The sequence below is a fragment of the Pedobacter sp. ASV28 genome, from assembly GCF_016428855.1.
GTDB lineage: Bacteria > Bacteroidota > Bacteroidia > Sphingobacteriales > Sphingobacteriaceae > Pedobacter.
Genome location: NZ_JAELTN010000013.1, coordinates 63,095 through 84,950 on the forward strand (window position 1 = coordinate 63,095; position 21,856 = coordinate 84,950).

Annotated in this window: 17 protein-coding genes and 1 riboswitch; of the genes, 5 read left to right on the forward strand and 12 right to left on the reverse strand. The window is 41.6% G+C overall.

Features of this window, described 5'->3' with window-relative positions; translation table 11 throughout:
- The first annotated feature begins 247 nt into the window (after positions 1–247).
- The 4 genes from thrA (at position 248) to thrC (ending at position 5,709) form a co-directional block, all read left to right on the forward strand.
- Positions 248–2,695 (forward strand): bifunctional aspartate kinase/homoserine dehydrogenase I, encoded by a 2,448-nt coding sequence (gene thrA / locus JHD79_RS06700; protein WP_199118443.1) that lies wholly within the window; start codon positions 248–250, stop codon positions 2,693–2,695.
- Between the two features lie 3 nt (positions 2,696–2,698).
- The gene (locus JHD79_RS06705; protein ID WP_199118444.1) at positions 2,699–3,328 is read left to right on the forward strand and encodes a LysE family translocator; all 630 of its coding nucleotides are present in this window, start codon (positions 2,699–2,701) and stop codon (positions 3,326–3,328) included.
- A gap of 20 nt (positions 3,329–3,348) precedes the next feature.
- Positions 3,349–4,317 (forward strand): homoserine kinase, encoded by a 969-nt coding sequence (locus tag JHD79_RS06710; protein WP_199118445.1) that lies wholly within the window; start codon positions 3,349–3,351, stop codon positions 4,315–4,317.
- An 87-nt stretch (positions 4,318–4,404) separates the two neighbouring features.
- Positions 4,405–5,709 carry a threonine synthase gene (thrC, locus tag JHD79_RS06715; protein WP_199118446.1) on the forward strand — a complete coding sequence of 435 codons (1,305 nt, stop codon included), beginning with the start codon at positions 4,405–4,407 and terminating at the stop codon, positions 5,707–5,709.
- 116 nt (positions 5,710–5,825) lie between these two features.
- Here the strand turns inward: thrC and JHD79_RS06720 are convergent, their stop codons facing one another.
- From JHD79_RS06720 to murQ, 10 genes are all read right to left on the reverse strand, one after another.
- Positions 5,826–7,322 (reverse strand): glycoside hydrolase family 10 protein, encoded by a 1,497-nt coding sequence (locus JHD79_RS06720; RefSeq protein ID WP_199118447.1) that lies wholly within the window; start codon positions 7,320–7,322, stop codon positions 5,826–5,828.
- 185 nt (positions 7,323–7,507) lie between these two features.
- Positions 7,508–8,926, reverse strand: a complete 1,419-nt coding sequence (locus tag JHD79_RS06725; protein WP_199118448.1) for a sugar MFS transporter — start codon at positions 8,924–8,926, stop codon at positions 7,508–7,510.
- A 433-nt stretch (positions 8,927–9,359) separates the two neighbouring features.
- Positions 9,360–9,776 carry a tail fiber domain-containing protein gene (locus JHD79_RS06730; protein ID WP_199118449.1) on the reverse strand — a complete coding sequence of 139 codons (417 nt, stop codon included), beginning with the start codon at positions 9,774–9,776 and terminating at the stop codon, positions 9,360–9,362.
- A gap of 54 nt (positions 9,777–9,830) precedes the next feature.
- Positions 9,831–10,145 carry a hypothetical protein gene (locus tag JHD79_RS06735; RefSeq protein WP_199118450.1) on the reverse strand — a complete coding sequence of 105 codons (315 nt, stop codon included), beginning with the start codon at positions 10,143–10,145 and terminating at the stop codon, positions 9,831–9,833.
- 140 nt (positions 10,146–10,285) lie between these two features.
- Positions 10,286–11,239 (reverse strand): methylenetetrahydrofolate reductase, encoded by a 954-nt coding sequence (locus JHD79_RS06740; protein WP_199118451.1) that lies wholly within the window; start codon positions 11,237–11,239, stop codon positions 10,286–10,288.
- A gap of 114 nt (positions 11,240–11,353) precedes the next feature.
- A complete protein-coding gene (locus tag JHD79_RS06745; protein ID WP_199118452.1) occupies positions 11,354–11,716 on the reverse strand; it encodes a four helix bundle protein in 363 nt (120 codons plus the stop codon).
- Between the two features lie 49 nt (positions 11,717–11,765).
- Positions 11,766–15,467: a methionine synthase gene (gene metH / locus JHD79_RS06750; RefSeq protein ID WP_199118453.1), complete on the reverse strand. Its 3,702-nt coding sequence runs from the start codon at positions 15,465–15,467 to the stop codon at positions 11,766–11,768.
- Between the two features lie 103 nt (positions 15,468–15,570).
- Positions 15,571–15,684: riboswitch (SAM riboswitch) on the reverse strand.
- Positions 15,685–15,800: 116 nt separating this feature from the next.
- Positions 15,801–16,556, reverse strand: a complete 756-nt coding sequence (locus tag JHD79_RS06755) for a Bax inhibitor-1/YccA family protein (protein WP_199118454.1) — start codon at positions 16,554–16,556, stop codon at positions 15,801–15,803.
- 37 nt (positions 16,557–16,593) lie between these two features.
- Positions 16,594–17,160, reverse strand: a complete 567-nt coding sequence (locus JHD79_RS06760) for a hypothetical protein (RefSeq protein WP_199118455.1) — start codon at positions 17,158–17,160, stop codon at positions 16,594–16,596.
- 113 nt (positions 17,161–17,273) lie between these two features.
- Positions 17,274–18,080: an N-acetylmuramic acid 6-phosphate etherase gene (gene murQ, locus JHD79_RS06765; RefSeq protein ID WP_199118456.1), complete on the reverse strand. Its 807-nt coding sequence runs from the start codon at positions 18,078–18,080 to the stop codon at positions 17,274–17,276.
- A 174-nt stretch (positions 18,081–18,254) separates the two neighbouring features.
- On the opposite strand from murQ, the gene JHD79_RS06770 reads away from it, so the two are divergent.
- A complete protein-coding gene (locus JHD79_RS06770) occupies positions 18,255–19,862 on the forward strand; it encodes a S41 family peptidase (protein WP_199118457.1) in 1,608 nt (535 codons plus the stop codon).
- Between the two features lie 36 nt (positions 19,863–19,898).
- Here JHD79_RS06770 and JHD79_RS06775 read toward each other — a convergent pair whose 3' ends face one another.
- Positions 19,899–20,420, reverse strand: a complete 522-nt coding sequence (locus JHD79_RS06775; RefSeq protein ID WP_199118458.1) for an N-acetyltransferase — start codon at positions 20,418–20,420, stop codon at positions 19,899–19,901.
- A gap of 68 nt (positions 20,421–20,488) precedes the next feature.
- Entirely contained in the window at positions 20,489–21,790 is a 1,302-nt protein-coding gene (der, locus tag JHD79_RS06780) for a ribosome biogenesis GTPase Der (RefSeq protein WP_199118459.1), read from the reverse strand.
- Positions 21,791–21,856: the final 66 nt, after the last annotated feature.

Here is a 21,856-nt window from a genome sequence, read left to right on the forward strand (position 1 = left end):
ATTTAAACACAAACGTTTGCTTTTATAAAAAATAATATTCTTCTTTGTAATATAATAAGCAACACCAACAAGTAAGGCAATGATTTTTAACTCTTCAATTATTACCACAATTATTATTACCGGCGGCAAAGCTATCGGGAGCAATAACCTTGTGTAAAATTGAGAAAACATAAAGACACAAAAAGCGCTCCCGAAATATCGGGGGCGCTTTTTTTTTAAGACTATATAAACAAAATAAATTAAGCAGATGAAAGTCCTCAAATTTGGTGGTACATCCGTAGGTACGACCGAAAACATTAAAACACTTTTAAACCTTGTAAAAGAAGAAAGAAAAAATGCCAATCCGGTAGTTGTATTATCGGCAATGAGCGGCGTAACCAATCTCCTGTTAGAAATGGCAGAGTTAGCCGAAAATGGCGAAAGTTATCAGGAACAATTAAAAACCATTGAAAAAAGACATTTTGATGTGGTAAAGTCGTTGTTGCCCGCCGCTGCACAAAATCCAATCTTAACCAAGCTAAAAATCAACTTTAACGAACTTGAAGATGCCCTACAGGCCGTAGCAAGCCTCAGGGAACTGAGTCTACGCACCAAAGATTTTATTGTAAGCTTTGGAGAAAGATGTTCTAACGTAATGGTAAGTCACATTGCTTCGCAATATTTTGATAATGCCCTGTATGTTGACGGTTCTCAGCTTATTAAAACAGACCATAATTTTGGCAATGCTCGTGTAGACTTTATACTAACAGATGCACTGATCAAAGAATTTCATGAGCAGAACAGCGATAAAATTTTATTTGTAACCGGTTTTATTGCCAGTACAAAAGACAACAAGATGACCACACTGGGCCGTGGAGGATCTGACTACACCGCAGCCATTTGGGGTGCAGCCCTAAACGCGGAAGAGATAGAGATCTGGACAGATGTAAATGGCATGATGACTGCTGATCCACGTATCGTTAAAAAAGCTTTTTCATTAGATGAATTGAGTTATATCGAAGCGATGGAGTTAAGTTATTTTGGCGCAAAAGTGATCTATCCACCAACCATGGTGCCTGCCTTCTCCAAGAAAATACCTTTGGTCATCAAAAACACTTTTGAACCAGCATTTCCTGGTACTTTCATCCGTAGCAACATTAAACCCTCTCCTTTGCCCATCAAAGGCATATCGTCCATTAACCAAATCAGCATTATCAATTTAAGTGGCAGCGGCATGGTAGGTAAGGCAGGTTTTAGCGGCCGTTTATTTTCTCTGCTATCAAGAGAACAGATTAATGTGATATTAATTACGCAATCTTCTTCAGAGCACAGCATTACTTTTGCCGTTAACCCTATAGATGCTGCCAGGGCAGTGACCTTGATCAATAAAGAGTTTGAACTGGAACTCGCAGCCGAAAAATTGGCTTATCCAGAGGTTGAGGGCGACTTAGCTGTATTAGCCATTGTAGGTGAAAACATGAAAAGAACCCCAGGCATGAGCGGCAGGCTGTTTAATGCATTGGGCAGAAATGGGATCAATGTTAGGGCCATAGCACAAGGTTCTTCAGAATACAACATCTCGGTCATCATCAACAAAGATGACCTATCAAAATCATTGAATGCGGTACACGATGCTTTTTACACTGATTTAAAACGTACTTTAAATGTTTATTGCCTAGGCACAGGAAATATTGGTAAAACCTTATTCAAGCAAATAAAAGAGCAAAGCCAATTCTTAGCCGAGAAAAATGATCTTCAGGTTAAGGTTGTAGGGATTGCCAATACACGCAAAATGCTGTTCGACGCCAATGGAATTGACCTAGACCTTTGGGAGAAAAACCTGGAAGAACAGGGAGAACAGGCCAATTTAAAAGATTTTGTGGCCACTATGCGATCTTTAAACCTGGCTAACAGTGTTTTTGTGGATAATACGGCCAGTGAAGCCCCAATTCCTTTTTATAAAGAAATATTTGAAAGCAGCGTTTCTATTGTGGCCTGCAACAAAAAAGGAAATTCGGCAGCGTTTGCCCAGTACAAATTATTTAAAGATACGGCTAAAAAATATGGTGTCGATTTCTACTACGAAACTAACGTTGGAGCAGGTTTACCAATTATAGGTACCTTAAAAAACCTGATGATGAGCGGCGATAGAATCGATAGAATTGAGGCAATACTTTCGGGAACAATATCTTTTATCTTTAACAGCTTTAAAGGCGATGTAGCATTTTACGACATCGTAAAAGAAGCGCAAAATTTAGGCTATACAGAGCCAGATCCTCGTGATGATTTGAATGGCAAAGACTTTATGCGCAAAATGTTGATCTTAGCAAGGGATGCCGGTTATCCTTTAGAAGCTGAAGATGTAAAAATTGACAACATCTTACCCGAAGCTTGTCTAAATGCAGCAAGTGTTGAAGAATTTTATGAGGAGCTGAAGAACAATGCTGCTTATTTCGAGAACTTGAAAAATACAGCAACAAACGAGAAAAAAGTGCTTCGTTATGTTGGAAAATTGGAAGGTGGCAAGGTAGAAATCCGCTTGGAAATGGTTGGAGAAGACCACCCTTTCTATGCTTTATCTGGTGCCGACAATATCATTTCCTTCGTTACCGACAGATACAAGTTCCGCCCAATGGTAGTTAAAGGGCCGGGTGCTGGTGCCGAAGTTACTGCCGCAGGGGTATTTGCAGATATTATTAATGTAGGTAAAGCTTAAAATATGTTTGGCATAGACAACTTTGGTACTTTTATTTTCGCCGCAATTATTGTTGTGGTTACACCTGGGGTAGATACCATAATGGTATTAACCAGAAGCATCTCTAATGGGCAAAAAGCTGGCTTATATTCTGCTTTAGGGGTAAGCTTGGGCTTAATTGGGCATACCTGTGCAGCAACATTTGGGTTGTCGCAGGTATTGGCAAAATCAGCAATTGCCTTTAGCACCATCAAGTACTTAGGGGCTGCTTATTTGATCTATCTTGGTTACAGATCGTTATCTCATCGTAAAGCACATTTAGAGATTAGCTCCACCACATTAAAAGCTACTCCTGCTAAAATGTTTTTCACAGCGCTAATGAGCGATCTATTAAACCCAAAAATTGCCTTATTTTTTCTCGCTTTCTTACCACAGTTCATAAGCAGGGAAGAAAGCAATAATGCCATTCCTTATCTGGTTTTAGGGATGTGTATGTTTGTTATCACGTTAATTTGGTGTTCATTTCTGGCATTAGCCGGAAGTAGTGCAGCCAACACGTTCAACAAAAACAAACTGTTCCAAAACCTTATTAATAAAGCTTCGGGCGTAGTTTTTATCTTGCTCGGATTAAAAATAGCACTAACCAAAAAATAACAGCACAGCTGTAATAAAATATGAATAAAATAGTAGATGACATAGATGCCCCAAAAATAGAAACCTCCATCCGAGTTTTCGCCCCGGCCACAGTGGCCAATGTCGTTTGTGGTTTCGACGTACTTGGTTTTGCGGTCAATGCACCTGGCGACGAAGTGCTAATGCGTTTAGTAGAGGAGCCTGGTGTTCGCCTACTAAAAATTACCGGCGACGATGGTAAACTGCCCTTAAACAGTGATAAAAATACAGTGAGTGCATCGGTGAAACATTACCTGAAGCATATAGACAGAGAAGATATAGGTGTAGAAATTGAACTCCACAAAAAAATGCCAATTGGCAGCGGACTAGGTTCCAGCTCTGCAAGTACGGTAGCAGGTCTTTATGCCATTAATCAATTGATGGGAAATTTGTTAAGCGCCAAGGAGCTCGTTCCTTTTGCCATGAAAGGTGAAGAAATTGCCTGCGGTTATGGTCATGCCGATAATGTTGCCCCAGCCATTATGGGCGGTTTTGTATTGGTACGCAGCTATGAGCCATTAGATGTTATTTCTCTTCCGGTCCCCGATGGTATGTACGCCGCAATAGTCTATCCAGAGGTTGATGTACCTACTAAAGATGCCAGGCAGATGATCCGTTCCAAAATACAATTGAAGGATGCCGTTACCCAATGGGGAAATGTGGCGGGATTGGTAAGCGGCCTCTTCCTAAACGACATGGACTTGGTGGGCCGTAGCATGAAAGACGTTTTGGTCGAACCTACACGTTCCATTCTGATTCCAGATTTCGAAGTGCTAAGAACACTCGCAATGGAAAACGGTGCGGTTGGCTTTGGTATTTCTGGCTCTGGCCCATCTGTTTTTGCGCTCACCAAAGATGAAGAAAGTGCCAAGAAAATTACCAAAGCACAGCAAATGCATTTACACCAAATTAACATTAAAAGCCAAGCCTACGTTTCTGAAGTAAATACGGAAGGACCTAGAACGTTGTAAATTTTGTTTTGGGTTGTGAATTACCTGTTATTGGGCTAGATGTCTAAAACTCGTAACCCATAACCCATAACCCATAACCATAATCCAATGAAATTCTATTCAACCAACAATAAAGATCTACGCGTTTCCTTTAAAGAAGCCGTTTTTAATAGTATGCCTTTAGACAAAGGACTTTACATGCCCGAGCTAATCCCAAAATTGCCTCAGTCTTTCCTAAATCACATCGAAAAATATTCCCTAACAGAAATCGCTTATGAAGTTGCCTCAGCTTTATTAAAGGATGAAATACCTGCTGATGATTTGAAAGCTTTAGTAGAAGAAGCCGCTAATTTCGATGCTCCAGCAGTTTCCCTCAACAGTAATACCTTTGTGTTAGAGCTCTTCCATGGACCATCTTTAGCTTTTAAAGATTTTGGCGCCCGTTTCATGAGCAGGGTAATGGGTTATTTCTTAAAAGATGGCGAGCAATTATTGGATGTACTGGTGGCTACTTCTGGCGATACCGGTGGAGCTGTGGCACTGGGGTTTTTAGGGGTGGCAAACACGAGGGTTACCATTCTATATCCAAAGGGAAAAGTAAGCCCCATACAAGAACAGCAATTGACCACTTTGGGACAAAATATTAGAGCCATTGAAATAGATGGCACTTTTGACGATTGCCAAGCTTTGGTAAAACAGGCCTTCGCCGATGAGGAACTGAATAAAAAATTCCGTTTAACTTCTGCCAACTCCATCAACATCTCCCGCTTAATTCCACAGACATTTTATTACTTCAATACTTATGCACAATTGAAGGGCAAAGGATTTAAAGAGATCGTATTCTCTGTTCCTAGTGGTAATTTTGGAAACATAGGTGCTGGCTTATTAGCCTATAAAATGGGGCTTCCGGTAAAACAATTTATTGCGGCAACCAACGTAAATGATACCGTACCACGCTTCTTGGAAACAGGTGTATATGAAACCAGACCCTCTGTACAGACCTATGCCAACGCAATGGATGTAGGTGCACCGAGCAACTGGGTACGTATTATGGATTTATTTAAGCAAGATACTGCTGCGCTGAAGGCACTGGTAAGTGCTTATCGTTTCACCGATGAAGAGACATTAGCTGGCATTAAAGAAATAGACGACAAATTTAATTACGTGGCCTGCCCGCATACGGCCATTGCTTATTTGGCAGTAGAAAAATACAGAAAAGAAACTGGCTATAATGGCGCATCAGTCTTCTTATCTACCGCTCACGCTTGTAAGTTCCCAGATATTTTTCCTCCAGAATTAGCTGCAAAGATCGAAATCCCTGCTTCGGTAAGGGAATTGGAAGGCAAAGCCAAGAAGGCCGATGAATTAGGCGTAGATTTTGAAGGGTTTAAGAATTGGTTGACTAAGAACTAATGCTAAAACAGCTCTAATATTACCGTCATTTCGAACGCTAGTGGGTAATTTTTGAACAAACAGAAAGATTTCTCTTTATCGTACCACCTCATCGAAATGACGGTATAAACAAATTTCTACAGTAAAATGATCTCCCCCACACTCTCATTCCCTGTACGATCTACCGCAGTGACCTTAATTGCTTTCAAATTTGCAGTAGCTTTTGTCTTAGGATTCACTTCTGCCACCTTCGGCAACTGCAAAAAACTACTTTTGGCATTTAAGGTCCTGTAAGTCCATTTGTCACCGTACTGCGTATAAACCACATACTTAAAAACATCTTTTTCGTCTTTAGCAATCCATTTGATATAAAGATCTGTCCCTCTATTTTCATAACTGGCCACAGGTGCTAACGGGGCTTTTTTATCCAGCCACGTTGATACTGGCACCAGTGCTTCTTCCTGATAAGGTCCTGCAAGTAGATCATTGCGTAAGCTTTCGTGCTTGGTTAAGGCGCCAATGCTCCAATGGGCTACTCCTGGCGACAAAGGGGTAATGCCCCGTGAAATCATAATCTGGTTGATGATCTCGTCGCTATTTTTCTCCCCGCCGCCAATACCACTATTCAGCCCGGGCCACAAGTGCCTGTGTTTTGTATTTTCCGAAGCCCACCAACCTAAAAGCACAGGATAACTCAAAGGAATATTATTGATCTGCCAATACAATTGTGGCATAAAATAGTCTATCCATCCTTTATTTAACCACAGTTTGGCATCGGCATATAGTTTTTCATATTGGTCCATTCCGCGTATCGATTCCGGATATCCCGGTCTCCAAATCCCGAAAGGGCTAATCCCGAATTTCACATATTTCTTTTCGGCCTTAATCTCCTTGTAGATCCGTTTAACAAATTTGTTGACATGATCTCTACGCCAATCGCCCAGCGAAAGTTTACCTCCTCCTTTCTGATAGGCCGCATAGCTTTCGGCATCTGGAAAATCTGCTCCGCCATTATATTCTGCATAAGGGTAGAAATAATCATCGAAATGTACGCCATCAATATCATAGCGCTTCACAATATCTTTCACAACGGCGGCAGCCAAATCTTGCGTCCCCTTTTTTGAAGGGTCGAACCACCAGTAGCCCTGTTTCAGCTTTACTACTAAATCTGGATGTTTTTTTACGACAGAAAAATCGCTCACTTCACCTCCAGCAGTATGATGGGCCCTATATGGGTTCAACCATACATGCAGTTCTAGTCCACGCTCATGAGCTGCGTTTACCCAAAATTCCAAGGGATCGTAATAAGGATTTGGTGCCTGTCCCTGCACTCCCGTAAGGTAGTACGACCAAGGTTCTAAACTGCTTTTATAAAAGGCATCCGCCTGTGGCCTGATCTGAAAAATGACCGCATTAAAGTTATTTTTCTTCAACATATCCAATAAAGCTATGGCTTCATCTTGTTGTTGCTGAGTACTCAGGCCCGGTTTGCTGGGCCAATTGATGTTCGCCACACTGGCTACCCAGGCAGCCCTAAATTCGCGTTTAGCTTTAGGTTCGTTGCTTAACTGTGATTTAACCGATAATATAAACGAACAGCTAAATAAGGTAAGGAAAAATATTTTTTTTAGCATGATATAAAAGATGAATTTACTTCAATAATAGAAATAATTTAGCTTAAATACCGCAAATAACCGCAAAATAAAAATCAAAAACCCTCAATTTACCGCAAAAAGTACTGCTCTTTCTATGAAGGATGAAAAGCGAAAGCTCATTTATTAAAAAAGCTGCACCATGTATGGTGCAGCTTTTTAAGGTTTTAGTGACCAGACCGCATACTGGTCTGCTCTATGTTCTTGAGTTTTTTGGCGCAGTAGATCCCAAAATATAAGATATACAGATAACAGATCAATGGCAAAATAAAGGAATGGTGAACACCAATCTGATCGGCTATGGCAGCTTGGATGAGCGGCATAATGGCACCTCCCAAAATGGCCATGACCAATAAGGAAGAACCTTGGCTGGTATAGCTCCCCAGTTTTGCGATGGATAAGGTGTAAATATTAGAGAACATGATAGAATTAAAAATTCCAATGCCCAGTATACTATACATAGCTATATCCCCTACAGTAAGCATGGCCAAAATCAATAATAGTACGTTTACGGCCGAAAAGATGGCCAAAGTTCTAGCTGGTGCAGATCTTCCTATTAAGAAAGCAATAAAGTTAGCCGCTATAAATAGTAGAAAAAAGCTAATCTGTGCAAAAGTTAAGTTCACAATACTAAAGATGAGCAGAAACACGACGATTCCAGTTCCCAGCATATAGATTATTTTTCTGGATTGGCTTAAGGTATGGCTTAATGAAATGGCCCCAACAAAACGACCGATCATGGCACCTCCCCAGTACAGGGATAAATAGTTTTTACTTACAATCTCTTCCATTCCTTTTATTTCCTTCAACAGGCTAATGATAAAACTGCCAATGGCCACTTCGGCACCCACATAACAAAAGATGGCCAATACACCCAGCTTTAGGTGCGTGAACTTCAGTACACCAAAGCCCTTTACCTGTTCATCTTCATCTGCTTTAAAAGACGGTAATTTAACATAGGCAATAAGCAGGGCTACCAGCAATAAAATCCCTCCAAATATCAGGTATGGAATACGGGTTGCCGAAGCACTAAAAGTTCCATCCGCTTCAGAAAACAATTCGAAGATCAAGTGTCCTCCCAAAATTGGGGCTATCGTTGTACCAAAAGCATTAAAAGCCTGTGTAAGGTTCAGTCGACTGGAGGCGCTATCTTCAGGGCCAAGCAATGACACATAGGCATTTGCCGTAATTTGCAGCACGGTAAAGCCTAAACCCAATACAAAGAGTGCACCCAAGAACAGGGCATAAATAGAGTAGGTAGCTGCAGGATAGAACAAGATGCAGCCAAGTGCCGCCAGTATAATGCCGAACAAAATTCCTTTCTTATACCCCACCTTGTTAATCGGATCTCCCTTCGTATAAGAAATCATAAAGTAAACCAGCGAACCTACAAAATAGGCTCCAAAAAAACAGAACTGCACCAATAGCGAACGCACATAACTTAATTGAAAAAGTTCCTTTAAGTATGGAATTAAAATATCGTTCATACAGGTGATAAAGCCCCACATGAAAAACAAAAGCGTTATGGTGACCAACGGAACAGCATAATTCGGCTTAGACTGGCTATTTGTTACTTGGTTTTTCATTATTCTACTCTAAATTTTACTTAATTACAAATAAAGATCATACAATTATTCTACCTTCAGTCTTCTGGCATTTCGGCAAATAGGCTTTACTTGTGTCATCCCCATTTTATCAGTGGTCCTATTTGCCTTATGGGTTAAACTTAAATGACCATACCAGTGATCAGGATAGAGGGTAAAGTTATAATATTTTTTGATGACATTGGTATCTATGGGGTAATCGAACTTGGCCTGCGCATAATTGTTCCACCAATATTTTGCCTAAGGTATGTAAATTTTAGGCATATAAATGGTTCCCTTTTCTTCAACCAGTAATTTTGATGGTGATTTTTCAACAAGACTAACGATTTCACTGGGGTATCTGAGCTATTGGCCAGAATGTCCACACCCAAACAGCTCAACAAATAAAAAGCCGACTTAAAAGTCGGCTTATCTGCTATTTAGATTTTTCGCTTTTTAAAACGCTGAGCTCCTTTTTCAGGGCTTCAATCTGCGCTTGCTGTTCTTTAATGCTTCCTACCAGCAGCGGAATTAAAACTTCATAATCTACGGTAGGCACTATCGCTGTTTTAGTGTTGTTCTTCCCTGCGGTGTAGCTTTTTTGTTGGTTAACAAGCAGCTCTGGTGCTACCTTCTCTACTTCCTCAACGGCAAAGCCATTTTGTTTTTGTGTATTTAATTTCAATTTCTCCGCCCAATTCTTTTCATAGCTAAAATTGACTGGTGTAAGTTTTAACACCGTGTTTAACGAGTTGGTAATGGAAGTAACTTCTGTTTGTTTAACAGTTTGTGCGTTGCTTTTTACCGCTAAGCCAAATACAGCAATAGCCGTAAATAAAAGTGTTCTTTTCATTTTAAGTACATTTATTAATAAAAATTCTGTTTGATATAGATTGGATGGTGTTAGCTAAACACGATCGGGAGGAGGCGTTTTCAGCTGAAGATAAGCTATGGGAAGCTTAACATTAGCCTGCATCGGTAATTTGGCCAATACCAATGTCGAGCCATACAGTACATAGCAAGGTTGTTCATGTAGGTACAATTGATGGGAAATTTCTGTAGAAGGCTCTTCGCTACTTTCTGTGCCGCTATCTTCTGTGTCATTTATGGCCATTTGAACAGTCTGCTTAGCATACTTCACCACAACTTGGGCACCATGAATCATACCCAATGCCACAAGCAGGCCAAGTATAATCAGGTTTCTAAGCAGGTGTTTTTTCATATTGCAAATATAATCGATCAGCCCCAGCGAATGGTTATACTTATGTAAGAAACCATCCGCTAAGGGTAAAAGTTTGTATTTTTTACATGACCAATACGCCTTTGGAAAGTCTATGCCTATTCATAGCAAAGCATTTGGATCTAAAATACGGCCTTGGCAATTTGTTTGGTCTGTTCCGGTTTACCCATCGTATAAAAGTGCAGCACAGGCGCGCCAAATTCGATCAGTTCCTTACACTGTTTGATCATGGCCGCAGTGCCTATTTCTTTTGCTTCGGCATTGTTTTTGGCATGTGATAGGGCGTCGGTCAATGCATCGGGCAGATCAATATGGAAAATTTTTGGCAATACTGTTAATTGCGATAAAGTGCTAATAGGTTTCAGCCCTGGAATAATTGGTACGTTGATGTCATTCTCCCTACATTTCTTTACAAAATCGAAGTATTTCTGGTTATCAAAAAACATTTGGGTCACAATAAATTCTGCACCCCGATCTACCTTTTGTTTCAGGTATTTAAAGTCGGTACTGAGATTAGGGGCCTCAAAATGTTTTTCTGGATATCCCGCAACGCCAATACAAAAATCACTTTTAAAAGTTTCTACATCTTCATGCAGAAATTTACCTTCATTATGATTTTTAATGTGCTGGATAAGATCTGTAGCATAGGCATGGCCTCCTGGGGTAGGCACAAAAGTACTATCGGCCTTTCGGGCATCGCCCCTTAGGGCCAACACATTATCTATCCCCAAAAACTGAAGGTCGATCAAAGCGTTCTCCGTTTCTTCTTTGGTAAAGCCACCGCAGATTAAGTGTGGCACTGCATCAATCTTATATTTATGGATAATGGCCGCACAAATGGCTATGGTTCCCGGGCGTTTTCGATAAGAAACCTTTTGCAACAGCCCATTTTCCTGCTCTTTATAAATATAATCCTCACGAAGGGAAGTTACATCAATAAAAGGCGGATTAAATTCCAATAAAGGTTCGATACCATTGTATATCCAGTCAATGCCCTGTCCCTTAATGGGAGGTAAAAGTTCAAAAGAAAATAGGGTTTTTCCCTTTGCATTTTTGATGTGTTCGGTAATCTTCATGTTTCAGCTGGTTCGTTATTTAGGTGTTTGGTTTTTTAGTCTACTGTAGTGAAATCATTCTTTGACACTTTTAGTTGAACTTCCAAAACAACTACACTCTATTTTACATTGCCTTTATTCTTTATTTAAATATCTGATATAGCCATTAATTAGTTTGCCCAATGCTTCAATCTGCATAAGGCATTCGCTCAATTGTATTTCTGAAATGAAACCAATATCAAAAGAAACATATAACTGAGTTTCTAATTCATACAATGAACCTCTAGCAATAGCTAGAAATTGAATGGTTTCTTTTGGATGTTGTCTTCCTGAACCTTCGGCAATGTTGGATGGTACTGAAACCGCACATCGTCTAATTTGAGAAGTTAAGCCATATGTTTCTTCCTTTGGAAATGCAGCCGTAAGTTTATAGATGTGGGCTGCAAATGCTCTTGCTGTTTTCCAAACTTCCAATTCTGTATACTCTTGATATGCCATATTAAAACTATGCTATTCCAAACAACAAAAAAACAAACCACCCAAAAAACTAATATGCCAAATTAGGAGCCAGCCATCTTTCTACTTCTTCAATACTCATATCTTTTCTACGGGCATATTCTTCTACTTGATCTTTGGTAATTTTGCCCAGGCCAAAATATCTTGATTCCGGATGGGAGAAATAGAAACCACTAACTGCAGCCGTTGGATACATGGCATAACTTTCGGTAATCTTCAGCCCTATTTTTTCCTCTGCTTCCAATAAGGCAAACAAAGTGCCTTTTTCGGTATGCTCCGGACAGGCCGGGTAACCTGGTGCAGGACGAATGCCTACGTACTGTTCCTTAATCAGCTCTTCGTTGTTTAAATGTTCGTCTTTGGCATAGCCCCAATAGTCTTTACGTACAATCTCATGTAGCTTTTCGGCAAAGGCTTCTGCCAGCCTATCGGCCAGGGCTTTAGCCATAATACTATTATAATCGTCGTAATTCTTTTCGAACTCGGCCACCAGTTCATCACAGCCAATACCAGCGGTAAGGGCAAAACCTCCAAAATAATCCTGTATACCGCTTTCTTTAGGTGCAATAAAATCAGATAGGGCATAATAAGACTGTCCTTCCGTTTTTTCGGCCTGTTGGCGCAACGTATGTATCCTTACCTTTTCAGCCTTGCCATTTTTCAGCTTATCATCAGCCTTTAAAGTGCTGCTCTGCACTTCCAGTTCAATATCATCGCCAACGGCATTTGCAGGCCAAAAACCCACAACGGCCTTCGCCTCCAACAGCTTTTCGTCTACAATTCTATGCAACAATGCCTGGGCGTCATCAAACAACTTTTTAGCCTCTGTCCCTACATTTTTGTCTTCAAAAATTTTGGGATAGCTGCCCCGAAGTTCCCAGGTATGGAAAAATGGTGTCCAATCAATATAAGGGATCAATTCTGACAGGGGATAATCTTCAATTACCTTGGTCCCCGTAAAACTTGGTGCCGCCACCACTTGTGTCAAATCCAATTTGAATTGATGTTCACGCGCTTCGTCCAATGTTTTAAAACGCTTGTCCGAACGTTTATTTAAATGGGCCTCACGTGCCTTATCATATTCGGCCTTGATCTGGCTAATATAAGTGTCCCTTAATTCCCCGTTCATGAGTGTACTACAAACGGTCACACTTCTAGAAGCGTCCAGTACATGAATAGCAGGGCCCGAATAGTTAGGGGCAATTTTTACCGCAGCATGAATTCTGGAGGTGGTTGCCCCTCCCACAATTAGCGGAATGGTAAATCCTTCACGCTCCATCTCCTTGGCAAAATGTACCATTTCATCTAAAGAGGGGGTAATCAATCCGCTCAGTCCAATAATATCGGCATTGATTTCTTTGGCTTTTTTAATGATCTCCTGTGCAGGCACCATTACGCCCATATCTACAATTTCGAAGTTATTACAGGCCAACACTACACCTACTATATTCTTGCCTATATCATGCACATCGCCTTTAACGGTAGCCATTAATATCTTTCCGGCAGAAGAACTCTGGTTCTGGTCTGGATTGGCCAGTTTTTCCTCTTCAATAAACGGCAACAGATAGGCCACCGCCTTTTTCATTACCCTGGCCGATTTTACCACCTGTGGCAAAAACATTTTTCCCGCACCAAATAAATCGCCCACAATGTTCATCCCATCCATCAAAGGGCCTTCAATCACCTGTATAGGCCTATCGTACTTTTGTCTGGCTTCCTCTACATCATCATCTAAAAATTCCACAATGCCTTTTACCAAGGCGTGCGACAATCTTTCTTCTACCGTTGCTTGCCGCCAAGCCTCGTCCTTAACCAGGGCCTTGCCTTTGTTCTTCACGGTTTCGGCAAAATCTACCAATCTTTCTGTCGCATCCGGACGACGGTTCAATAAAACATCTTCTACCCTTTCAAGCAGTTCTGGTTCAATTTCCTGGTACACTTCCAACATCCCCGCGTTCACAATCCCCATATCCAATCCGGCGTGGATGGCATGGTATAAAAATGCCGAGTGCATGGCTTCCCTGACCACATTATTTCCCCTAAAAGAGAAGGAGATATTAGAAACACCTCCGCTCACTTTGGCATAGGGCAGGTTTTCTTTGATCCATCGGGTAGCATTGATAAAATCTACCGCATAATTATTATGCTCTTCTAGCCCTGTGGCTACGGTTAATATATTCGGATCGAAGATGATATCTTGTGGTGGAAATCCTATTTCCTTCACCAGAATATCGTAGCTTCTTTTACATATTTCTATCCTACGCTCATAATTGTCGGCCTGTCCCTGCTCGTCAAAAGCCATTACCACAACCGCAGCACCATAGCGCATGATCTTACGTGCACTTTCCCTAAATTTTTCTTCGCCCTCCTTTAGGGAAATGGAATTGACAATACCTTTTCCCTGTAGGCATTTCAAGCCCGCTTCAATTACCGTCCATTTGGACGAATCTACCATGATAGGCAATTTAGAAATATCGGGTTCGGAAGCAATCAAATTCAGGAATTTGGTCATGGCCGCTTCCGAATCGAGCATGCCTTCGTCCATGTTCACATCAATAATTTGCGCGCCCCCTTCTACCTGTTGCAGGGCAACGGCCAATGCCGCTTCATAATCGCCGCCCAAAATAAGCTTAGAAAATTTTGGAGATCCTGTAATATTGGTTCTTTCCCCAACATTCACAAAGATGCTTTCCGGTGTAATGGTAACGGGCTCCAGACCGCTTAATCGTAGATAAGGAGCTACTTCAGGAATTTTCCTTGGCGATGCCTGCGCTGCTTTTTTGGCAATGCAGCCTATATGCTCTGGCGTAGTGCCGCAGCAGCCCCCTACAATATTTACAAATCCAGCGCTAATAAAATCATCAACCAGATGGGCCGTTTCATGCGGCAACTCATCATAGGCACCAAACTCGTTGGGTAAACCGGCATTTGGATAGGCCGACACATAGCATTCGGCTTTTGCGGCCAGTTCTTCAATGTGTGGGCGCATTTCCTTGGCACCCAAAGCACAGTTAAATCCTATGCTTAAGGGTTTGGCATGGCTAACCGAATTTAAGAAAGCCTCGGCTGTTTGTCCCGACAAAGTTCTTCCAGAAGCATCGGTAATGGTACCCGAAATCATGATTTCGAGTTTCCTACCTATCACCTCTTCATATTGCTTGATGGCAGCAATGGCCACTTTGGCATTTAGGGTATCGAAAATGGTTTCAATAAGCAGCACATCGGCTCCGCCATCTACCAGTCCGCTAATCTGCTCGTAATAGGCCTCATAAAGCTCATCGTAGGAGATGGCCCTAAAGCCGGGGTCGTTTACATCTGGAGAGAGCGAAAGCGTACGGTTGGTTGGCCCAATAGCACCGGCTACAAAACATTTCCTTTCGGGATGTTTGGCCATAAATTCGGTAGTGGCTTCCTTGGCAATCTTGGCCCCTTCGTAGCTCAGCTCATAAGATAGCTCCTCCATTTCGTAATCGGCCATGGAAATACGCTGTGTACTAAAGGTATTGGTTTCTATAATATCGGCGCCAGCCTGTAGGTATTCGGTATGAATGGCCTTGATGATATCAGGACGGGTAATATTCAACAGGTCATTGTTTCCCTTCACATCGCAGGGATGTGCAGCAAAGCGATCGCCCCTAAAGTCTTCTTCTGTAAGCGTATAGCGTTGAATCATGGTACCCATGGCACCATCTATAATCAAAATACGTTTTTCTAATTCTTGTCTAATATCCATAATACGTTCAGCGTTGGCCTTTGGCGAATGAACACCTATCGCATAACGCTATACTCAAATCTTAAAAGCTTACGCAGAAGTCGGAACAGACTATCCTTCCAAAAACTTATCTTTTCCCGAGCTCTTGTGACTTAAGTTGGGTAGAATGTAGCACCTTGTAAGTTACAGGTTGCTAAGACATCGTTGGGTCTAATCCCTCCGCCTTTCTTTATAAGCACTGCAAAAATGCAACATCCCTTTATCAATTCCAAAAATATCAATGAGATAACCAAATAAAATTACAAAGGCCAAGCAAAACTGCCTGGCCTTCGGTATAATATTTTGTGTTTGCGCTTATTTTCTGCTTCCGAAGATACGTAACAAGAAAAGGAAAATATTTAGGAAATCTAGATATAAAGATAAGGCTGCTACAATGGCCATCTTTTTACTTTCCACCTGTAAGGCTTGTTCTCCATTGGTTTCCAGTCCTTCTCCAATTCTTTTTATTTTTTGCACATCATATGCCGTCAACGCTGTAAATACTGCAATACCAATAAATGCCATGAATAAGCTAAATTGTTCGCTCTGTATGAACATATTAATTACACTGGCTATAACTAACCCTATAACACCTACCATTAAAATTGGCCCGAACTTACTCAAGTCGATATTGGTGGTATATCCCATAAAAGCCATAATGCCAAAGATACCCGCTGCCGCTGCAAAACAACTCACTACTGAACCAGACGTGTAAGCCAGCAAAATAAAGCTTAAACTAATACCTGTAAGTACCGAATAGAGAATAAAAATACCAACTAGGGCGCCGTAAGATAATCTGCTTAGTCCAAATCCCATGGTAAGTACTAGACCTAGCGGTGCAAACATGGCTATATATCCAAAAATAGACATTCCACCTTTACCTGTGGCAGGGTTATAAGTAATTAAGTACTGCATTAAACCTTCGTTTGTGCTAAATAAATAAGCAGCAACGGTAGAAAGACTTAGTGCAACAAACATCCAAGTGAATACATTCGCAAAAAATTTCTTTGAAATTGATTTTTCCTGTACAAAAACCGAGTTGTTCTGATATTGATAATTTTGTTGTTCCATTTTAATTTAAAATTGGTTACTGGTTAAAAATACGATTTTAGTTTAATCTTTTTGTCAATAGTTCTTCAACTTTTTTGTAAAACTGTAAAGGTTTGAGCTTTCTCCAGGGCAGTTCGTCCAATTCCCCGCCAAAATTGATATAATAGTCGATGCTATGGTCCCTAAACTCCCTTATTACATGCTGGTTAAAGTTAATTCCGGCAATCCATCCATCTTCCACTTCCTGAAACCACTCTTCATAATAGCTATCATCCGAAGCATGAAAGTTCAATACATTTTCTCCCACCAGGATGAATTTATTGATCCCTTCATCGATCATCAGTTCAATGATTTCCCGCTTAAGGATCATGATGTCGTTGGTAATGGCATCGTTCCACTCTCCCATCAGCTCGATAATGGCATAGCCCCGCTCATAATCAACATACAGCACTTTAATATAAAGGGTATTCGAACCGAAATTATCCCATTGCGGGTGAATAAGAAAATTATACAGCTGCTTATCGAAATAAAACTCTGAATATTCGGTATTGTAAAATGGCGACCGTTCATCTTCTGCGGCAATGTAGTCGTCTCTCCATTGATAATAGGGCTCTATTTCGTGCATAAACTATAGTTAAGTGTTACGTGTTATAAGTGACGGGCATACCTTTAAACGCGCCAAAGATACGGATGACAGGTGAATTATTCGACCTTTAACTCATAACTCGCCACTTCAACCTAAGCCTTACTGGCTTCAACGGCTTTACGCACGCTACCATATTTAGTCAACAACTCGGCTGCATGGGCATGATCAATGTTCAGTTCTTCCATGACCATCTGCGTACCCCGATCTACCAGCTTATGATTGGTCAGCTGCATATCTACCATCTTATTTCCTTTTACACGCCCCAACCTGATCATTACCGTTGTACTGAGCATATTCAGCACCAATTTCTGTGCTGTACCAGATTTCATGCGGGTAGAACCGGTTAAGAATTCTGGGCCGGCCACTACTTCTACCGGATAATCAGATTCGGCTACTACAGGACCACCTTCATTGCAAATGATACAACCGGTTAGCACCCCATGTTGGCGGGCCGTGTTCAATCCGCCTATTACGTATGGCGTAGTACCAGAGGCGGCCAAACCTATCAAACAATCTTTTTCGTTGATGTGGTATTCCTGAAGATCGATCCAGGCTTGTTTATCGTCATCTTCGGCAAACTCTACGGCTTTGCGTATGGCCGTGTCGCCACCTGCAATAATACCTACCACCCAATCAAAAGGAACCCCAAAAGTTGGGGGGCATTCTGAAGCATCCACTACGCCTAGTCTTCCGCTTGTTCCTGCACCTATATAAAAGAGTCTTCCACCCTTTTTCATGCGTTCGGCCACCGCTGTAGCTAATTTTTCTATTTGGGGCAATGCCCTTTCAACTGCCAAAGGAACTAACTTATCCTCATTGTTTATGCCTTTCAAAATTTCCATAACAGACATTTGGTCAATGTCTTTATATTTAGATTCCTGCTCGGTTATTCTTTTCATTTATATCGTTTGCAATGTATGGTCCCCAAAAATATCGATTTCACACTCGATATTCCCAGGCGTAAGCTTATCGCTTACAAATATCAACAATAAATATTAAAAAACTAAAATGTTATTTATGCGTTAATTTCAAATAAGACACTAATTTTCATAACTTTGTTGCTTCCTAAATCGATGAAAAAAAGTACCCGCCTCAATTTACTGATTGCGTTAGCCTACTGCGTAACGCTCATTGGAGGTATGTATCTGGGCTACAGATTTTTAAAGGACCAGGGTTTTCAGGTTAAAAAAGATGTGAGGTATGCCAATACCGAAACCACCAAGGTAGATGACATCATCCATATCATCAAAAAAAAATATGTGGACGAAGTAAATGCCGATAGCCTTAAGCACTTGCCCATCGACAGTTTATTGCATCAACTTGACCCGCACAGCATATATCTACCTCCTACTGAAGCATTTGAACTTTCTGAAGCGCTGGAAGGAAATTTTGAGGGCGTAGGCGTAGAATATTACATCCTTAACGACACCCTATTGGTGACCAATGTTTTTAAGGATGGCCCGGCCTATTCCAGTGGCCTTAGACAGGGCGACAAAATCATTAAGGTAGATAGCGTAGTGGTAAGCGGTAGGTCATTGCCCCGCTCTGCCATGATGGGCAAGATCAAGGGCAAAAAGGGCACCAACGTACAGCTGACCATTTTACATGCGGGCAATACCAATCCGGTAGTGCTAAATGTGAAACGTGGCAGGGTTGAGGTCAGCAGCATAGACGCAGCCTATATGATCAACAATGAAACAGCCTATATCAGAATTGGAAAGTTCGGTGCCAATACCGATACCGATTTTATTACCGCAATAAAAAGCCTAAAGGCCAAGGGTATGAAAAAAATGGTACTGGACCTGAGAGACAACGGAGGTGGTTATTTGACCGCAGCTACCGGATTGGCCAATCAGTTTCTGCCAGAGAACAAGCTTATTGTCTATACCGAAGGCAAGCACGAGCCCAGAACCGATTACTATACCACTGGTGGCGGTGAGTTTGAGCAAGGCAAGCTGGCTGTACTGATCAATGAAAACTCGGCCTCGGCCAGCGAGATATTTGCAGGGGCCATACAAGACCTGGACAGGGGCCTTATTATAGGCCGACGTTCTTTCGGCAAGGGACTGGTACAGGAACAGTTTGCTTTTGAAGATGGCTCTGCCCTTAACCTCACCATAGCCCGTTACTTTACCCCTCTGGGCAGGAGTATCCAAAAATCCTATAAAAAAGGGTTTAAGGCCTATCAGCATGAAATAGAAGACCGCTTAAATGCCGGGGAGCTCACCTCCGAAATTCCGAAGGTAGATAGCCTATTGCGAAACATGCCATACATCACCAAAGGCGGAAAAAAAGTGTTTGCCGGAGGGGGTATACAGCCCGACATCTATGTAAAACTAGATACCATTGGCTACAATAGGTTTTATGCTACCCTACAGGAGAAAAAGGTTTTTGTGGATTTTGTTTTTGATGTACTTGCCGACAGGTACACGGCAGATTACCTGAACAAGGCCTTGACGGTATTCAATATTTCAGACTATGATTATGTAGACTTTCTCAAATATGTGGAAAGCAAGAAAATACCTATCGACACCAAACAGTTGATCGCCTCTAAACCTTTGATCTATAAAAACCTAAAACTAATGCTCTACAAGTATTACCTAGGCGATCTGGGCTATTACAAAGCCCATAACTTGAGCGACAACATGGTGAAACAGGCCATGGCCTATCTAAACCCCTAAGCAGGAAAATCATCAATTACAGGCAGAGCACAGGCTTCAAACCTTGATCTCGAAGAGGTTGAGCGCAATCCCCTCATAATGCTTGGGCAGCCCGCTATCCTTGGCAACTTCAATAGCCCCCACATGCTCAAATCCACAGCTGGTATAATACTTTAGCAGTTTTTCATTATCGGCCCAAGTGTCCATGCGGATATACTGGATCTGTTTATTTTTGGCGGCATAGGCTCTGGCCCAATCTATGATGATATTCACCATACCATAGCCCCTAAAGGCGGGATGCGTCACAATGCGATGGATATAAATGGCAGGTTCATGGTCTTTTTCTCCCCAGATCTGCGGATCGTTAAAAGTAATGGCAAATATGGCAGCCACCTCCCCCCCTACCAGAATCTGGTACTGTCTGGCCGCTGCTATTTCCTGTTGCACCAGTTCTCGGCTAAAGCCCTGCCAATGTTTGTTGAACACCTTTTTTTGGTGCGCCACAGCCAGGTCATAAAACTTAAAAATGGTATCGATATCTGCAGAAATGCTATGGATCACCCGAATATTTTTCTCCATACGATTACAATTAAGCTATTGATAATATCGATTTTCGTTGAGCTTTTAAAGGCCAAACCTGCGAAATCCTATTTCTGTCTGAAATAAATTTGGATAGGCACCCCCGAAAAATCAAAGTTTTCGCGAAGCTTATTTTCTATAAAACGTTTATATGGGTCTTTGATGTATTGCGGCAGGTTACAGAAAAAGGCAAACATGGGCGAAGTACCATTGATCTGTGTAATGTACTTGATCTTAATGAACTTGCCTTTGTTAGCTGGTGGCGGATAGTTCTCAATAATGGGCAGCATCACATCGTTCAGCTTCGACGTTGGCACTTTCTTGCCGCGGTTCTGATAGACTTCCAATGCGGTCTCTATGGCCTTGAATATACGCTGTTTGTTCAATACGGAAATGAACAACACGGGCACATCGGTAAATGGTTGTAGTTTTTGTTTAATCTGCTCCTCAAAGGCCTTCATGGTCTTTTCGTTTTTATCGATCATGTCCCATTTGTTCACCAAGATCACAATTCCCTTTTTGTTCTTTTCCGCCAAGTGGAAAATATTAATATCCTGTGCCTCTATACCTTCCTGTGCATCGAGCATCAGCATCACCACATCTGCCTCTTCCAAAGCCTTGATGGTACGCATCACAGAATAGAACTCTATGTTTTCCTTTACCTTGGTCTTCTTGCGCAGACCAGCGGTATCAATGAACATGAATTCATGTCCATATTGGTTGTAGTGTATGTGTATCGAATCGCGGGTCGTCCCTGCAATTGGGGTTACAATATTCCTATCCTTACCCATCAGGGCATTGATCAGCGACGATTTGCCCACATTTGGCCTGCCCACCACCGTAATTTTGGGTAGCCTGTTCTCTTCTTCTGGCAAATCTTCAAAATGGGTAATCACCTCATCCAAGAGGTCTCCCGTTCCAGAGCCGGTCATCGAAGAAATGGTATAGATTTCGCCCAAACCAAAACTATAAAAAATAGAGGCTTCGTTTTCCAGGGCTGTATTATCTACCTTGTTCACTACAATGTAAACAGGCTTCTTGCTCCTGCGCAAAAGGCTGGCAATCTCATCATCCAAATCGGTAATACCCGTAGTTACATCAACCATGAACAACAGTACGGTAGCTTCCTCAATGGCAATCACCACCTGCTCGCGAATGGCGGCCTCGAACACATCTTCCGAATTGGCCACATAGCCTCCGGTATCAATTACCGTAAACTGCTTGTCGGTCCACTCGGCAGCACCATAGTGCCTGTCGCGGGTTACCCCACTAAAATCGTCTACAATGGCTTTGCGACTTTCGGTTAAGCGGTTAAAAAGGGTAGACTTGCCTACGTTTGGTCTTCCAACAATTGCGATTATATTACTCATTTTTTACTGACGATTAGATTTACGATTTGAGGTTGAGCTGTTTAAAGTAACAACACAATCATCCAC

Bases quoted from the DNA above. Each gene is read 5' to 3' on its own strand.
- JHD79_RS06705 (WP_199118444.1), top strand. From the start codon at position 2,699: ATGTTTGGCATAGACAACTTTGGTACTTTTATTTTCGCCGCAATTATT.
- JHD79_RS06770 (WP_199118457.1), top strand. From the start codon at position 18,255: ATGAAAAAAAGTACCCGCCTCAATTTACTGATTGCGTTAGCCTACTGC.
- metH (WP_199118453.1), bottom strand. From the start codon at position 15,467: ATGGATATTAGACAAGAATTAGAAAAACGTATTTTGATTATAGATGGT.
- thrA (WP_199118443.1), top strand. From the start codon at position 248: ATGAAAGTCCTCAAATTTGGTGGTACATCCGTAGGTACGACCGAAAAC.
- JHD79_RS06730 (WP_199118449.1), bottom strand. From the start codon at position 9,776: ATGAAAAGAACACTTTTATTTACGGCTATTGCTGTATTTGGCTTAGCG.
- JHD79_RS06720 (WP_199118447.1), bottom strand. From the start codon at position 7,322: ATGCTAAAAAAAATATTTTTCCTTACCTTATTTAGCTGTTCGTTTATA.
- JHD79_RS06775 (WP_199118458.1), bottom strand. From the start codon at position 20,420: ATGGAGAAAAATATTCGGGTGATCCATAGCATTTCTGCAGATATCGAT.
- murQ (WP_199118456.1), bottom strand. From the start codon at position 18,080: ATGAAAAGAATAACCGAGCAGGAATCTAAATATAAAGACATTGACCAA.
- JHD79_RS06740 (WP_199118451.1), bottom strand. From the start codon at position 11,239: ATGAAGATTACCGAACACATCAAAAATGCAAAGGGAAAAACCCTATTT.
- JHD79_RS06735 (WP_199118450.1), bottom strand. From the start codon at position 10,145: ATGAAAAAACACCTGCTTAGAAACCTGATTATACTTGGCCTGCTTGTG.
- JHD79_RS06725 (WP_199118448.1), bottom strand. From the start codon at position 8,926: ATGAAAAACCAAGTAACAAATAGCCAGTCTAAGCCGAATTATGCTGTT.
- thrC (WP_199118446.1), top strand. From the start codon at position 4,405: ATGAAATTCTATTCAACCAACAATAAAGATCTACGCGTTTCCTTTAAA.
- JHD79_RS06745 (WP_199118452.1), bottom strand. From the start codon at position 11,716: ATGGCATATCAAGAGTATACAGAATTGGAAGTTTGGAAAACAGCAAGA.
- der (WP_199118459.1), bottom strand. From the start codon at position 21,790: ATGAGTAATATAATCGCAATTGTTGGAAGACCAAACGTAGGCAAGTCT.
- JHD79_RS06755 (WP_199118454.1), bottom strand. From the start codon at position 16,556: ATGGAACAACAAAATTATCAATATCAGAACAACTCGGTTTTTGTACAG.
- JHD79_RS06760 (WP_199118455.1), bottom strand. From the start codon at position 17,160: ATGCACGAAATAGAGCCCTATTATCAATGGAGAGACGACTACATTGCC.
- JHD79_RS06710 (WP_199118445.1), top strand. From the start codon at position 3,349: ATGAATAAAATAGTAGATGACATAGATGCCCCAAAAATAGAAACCTCC.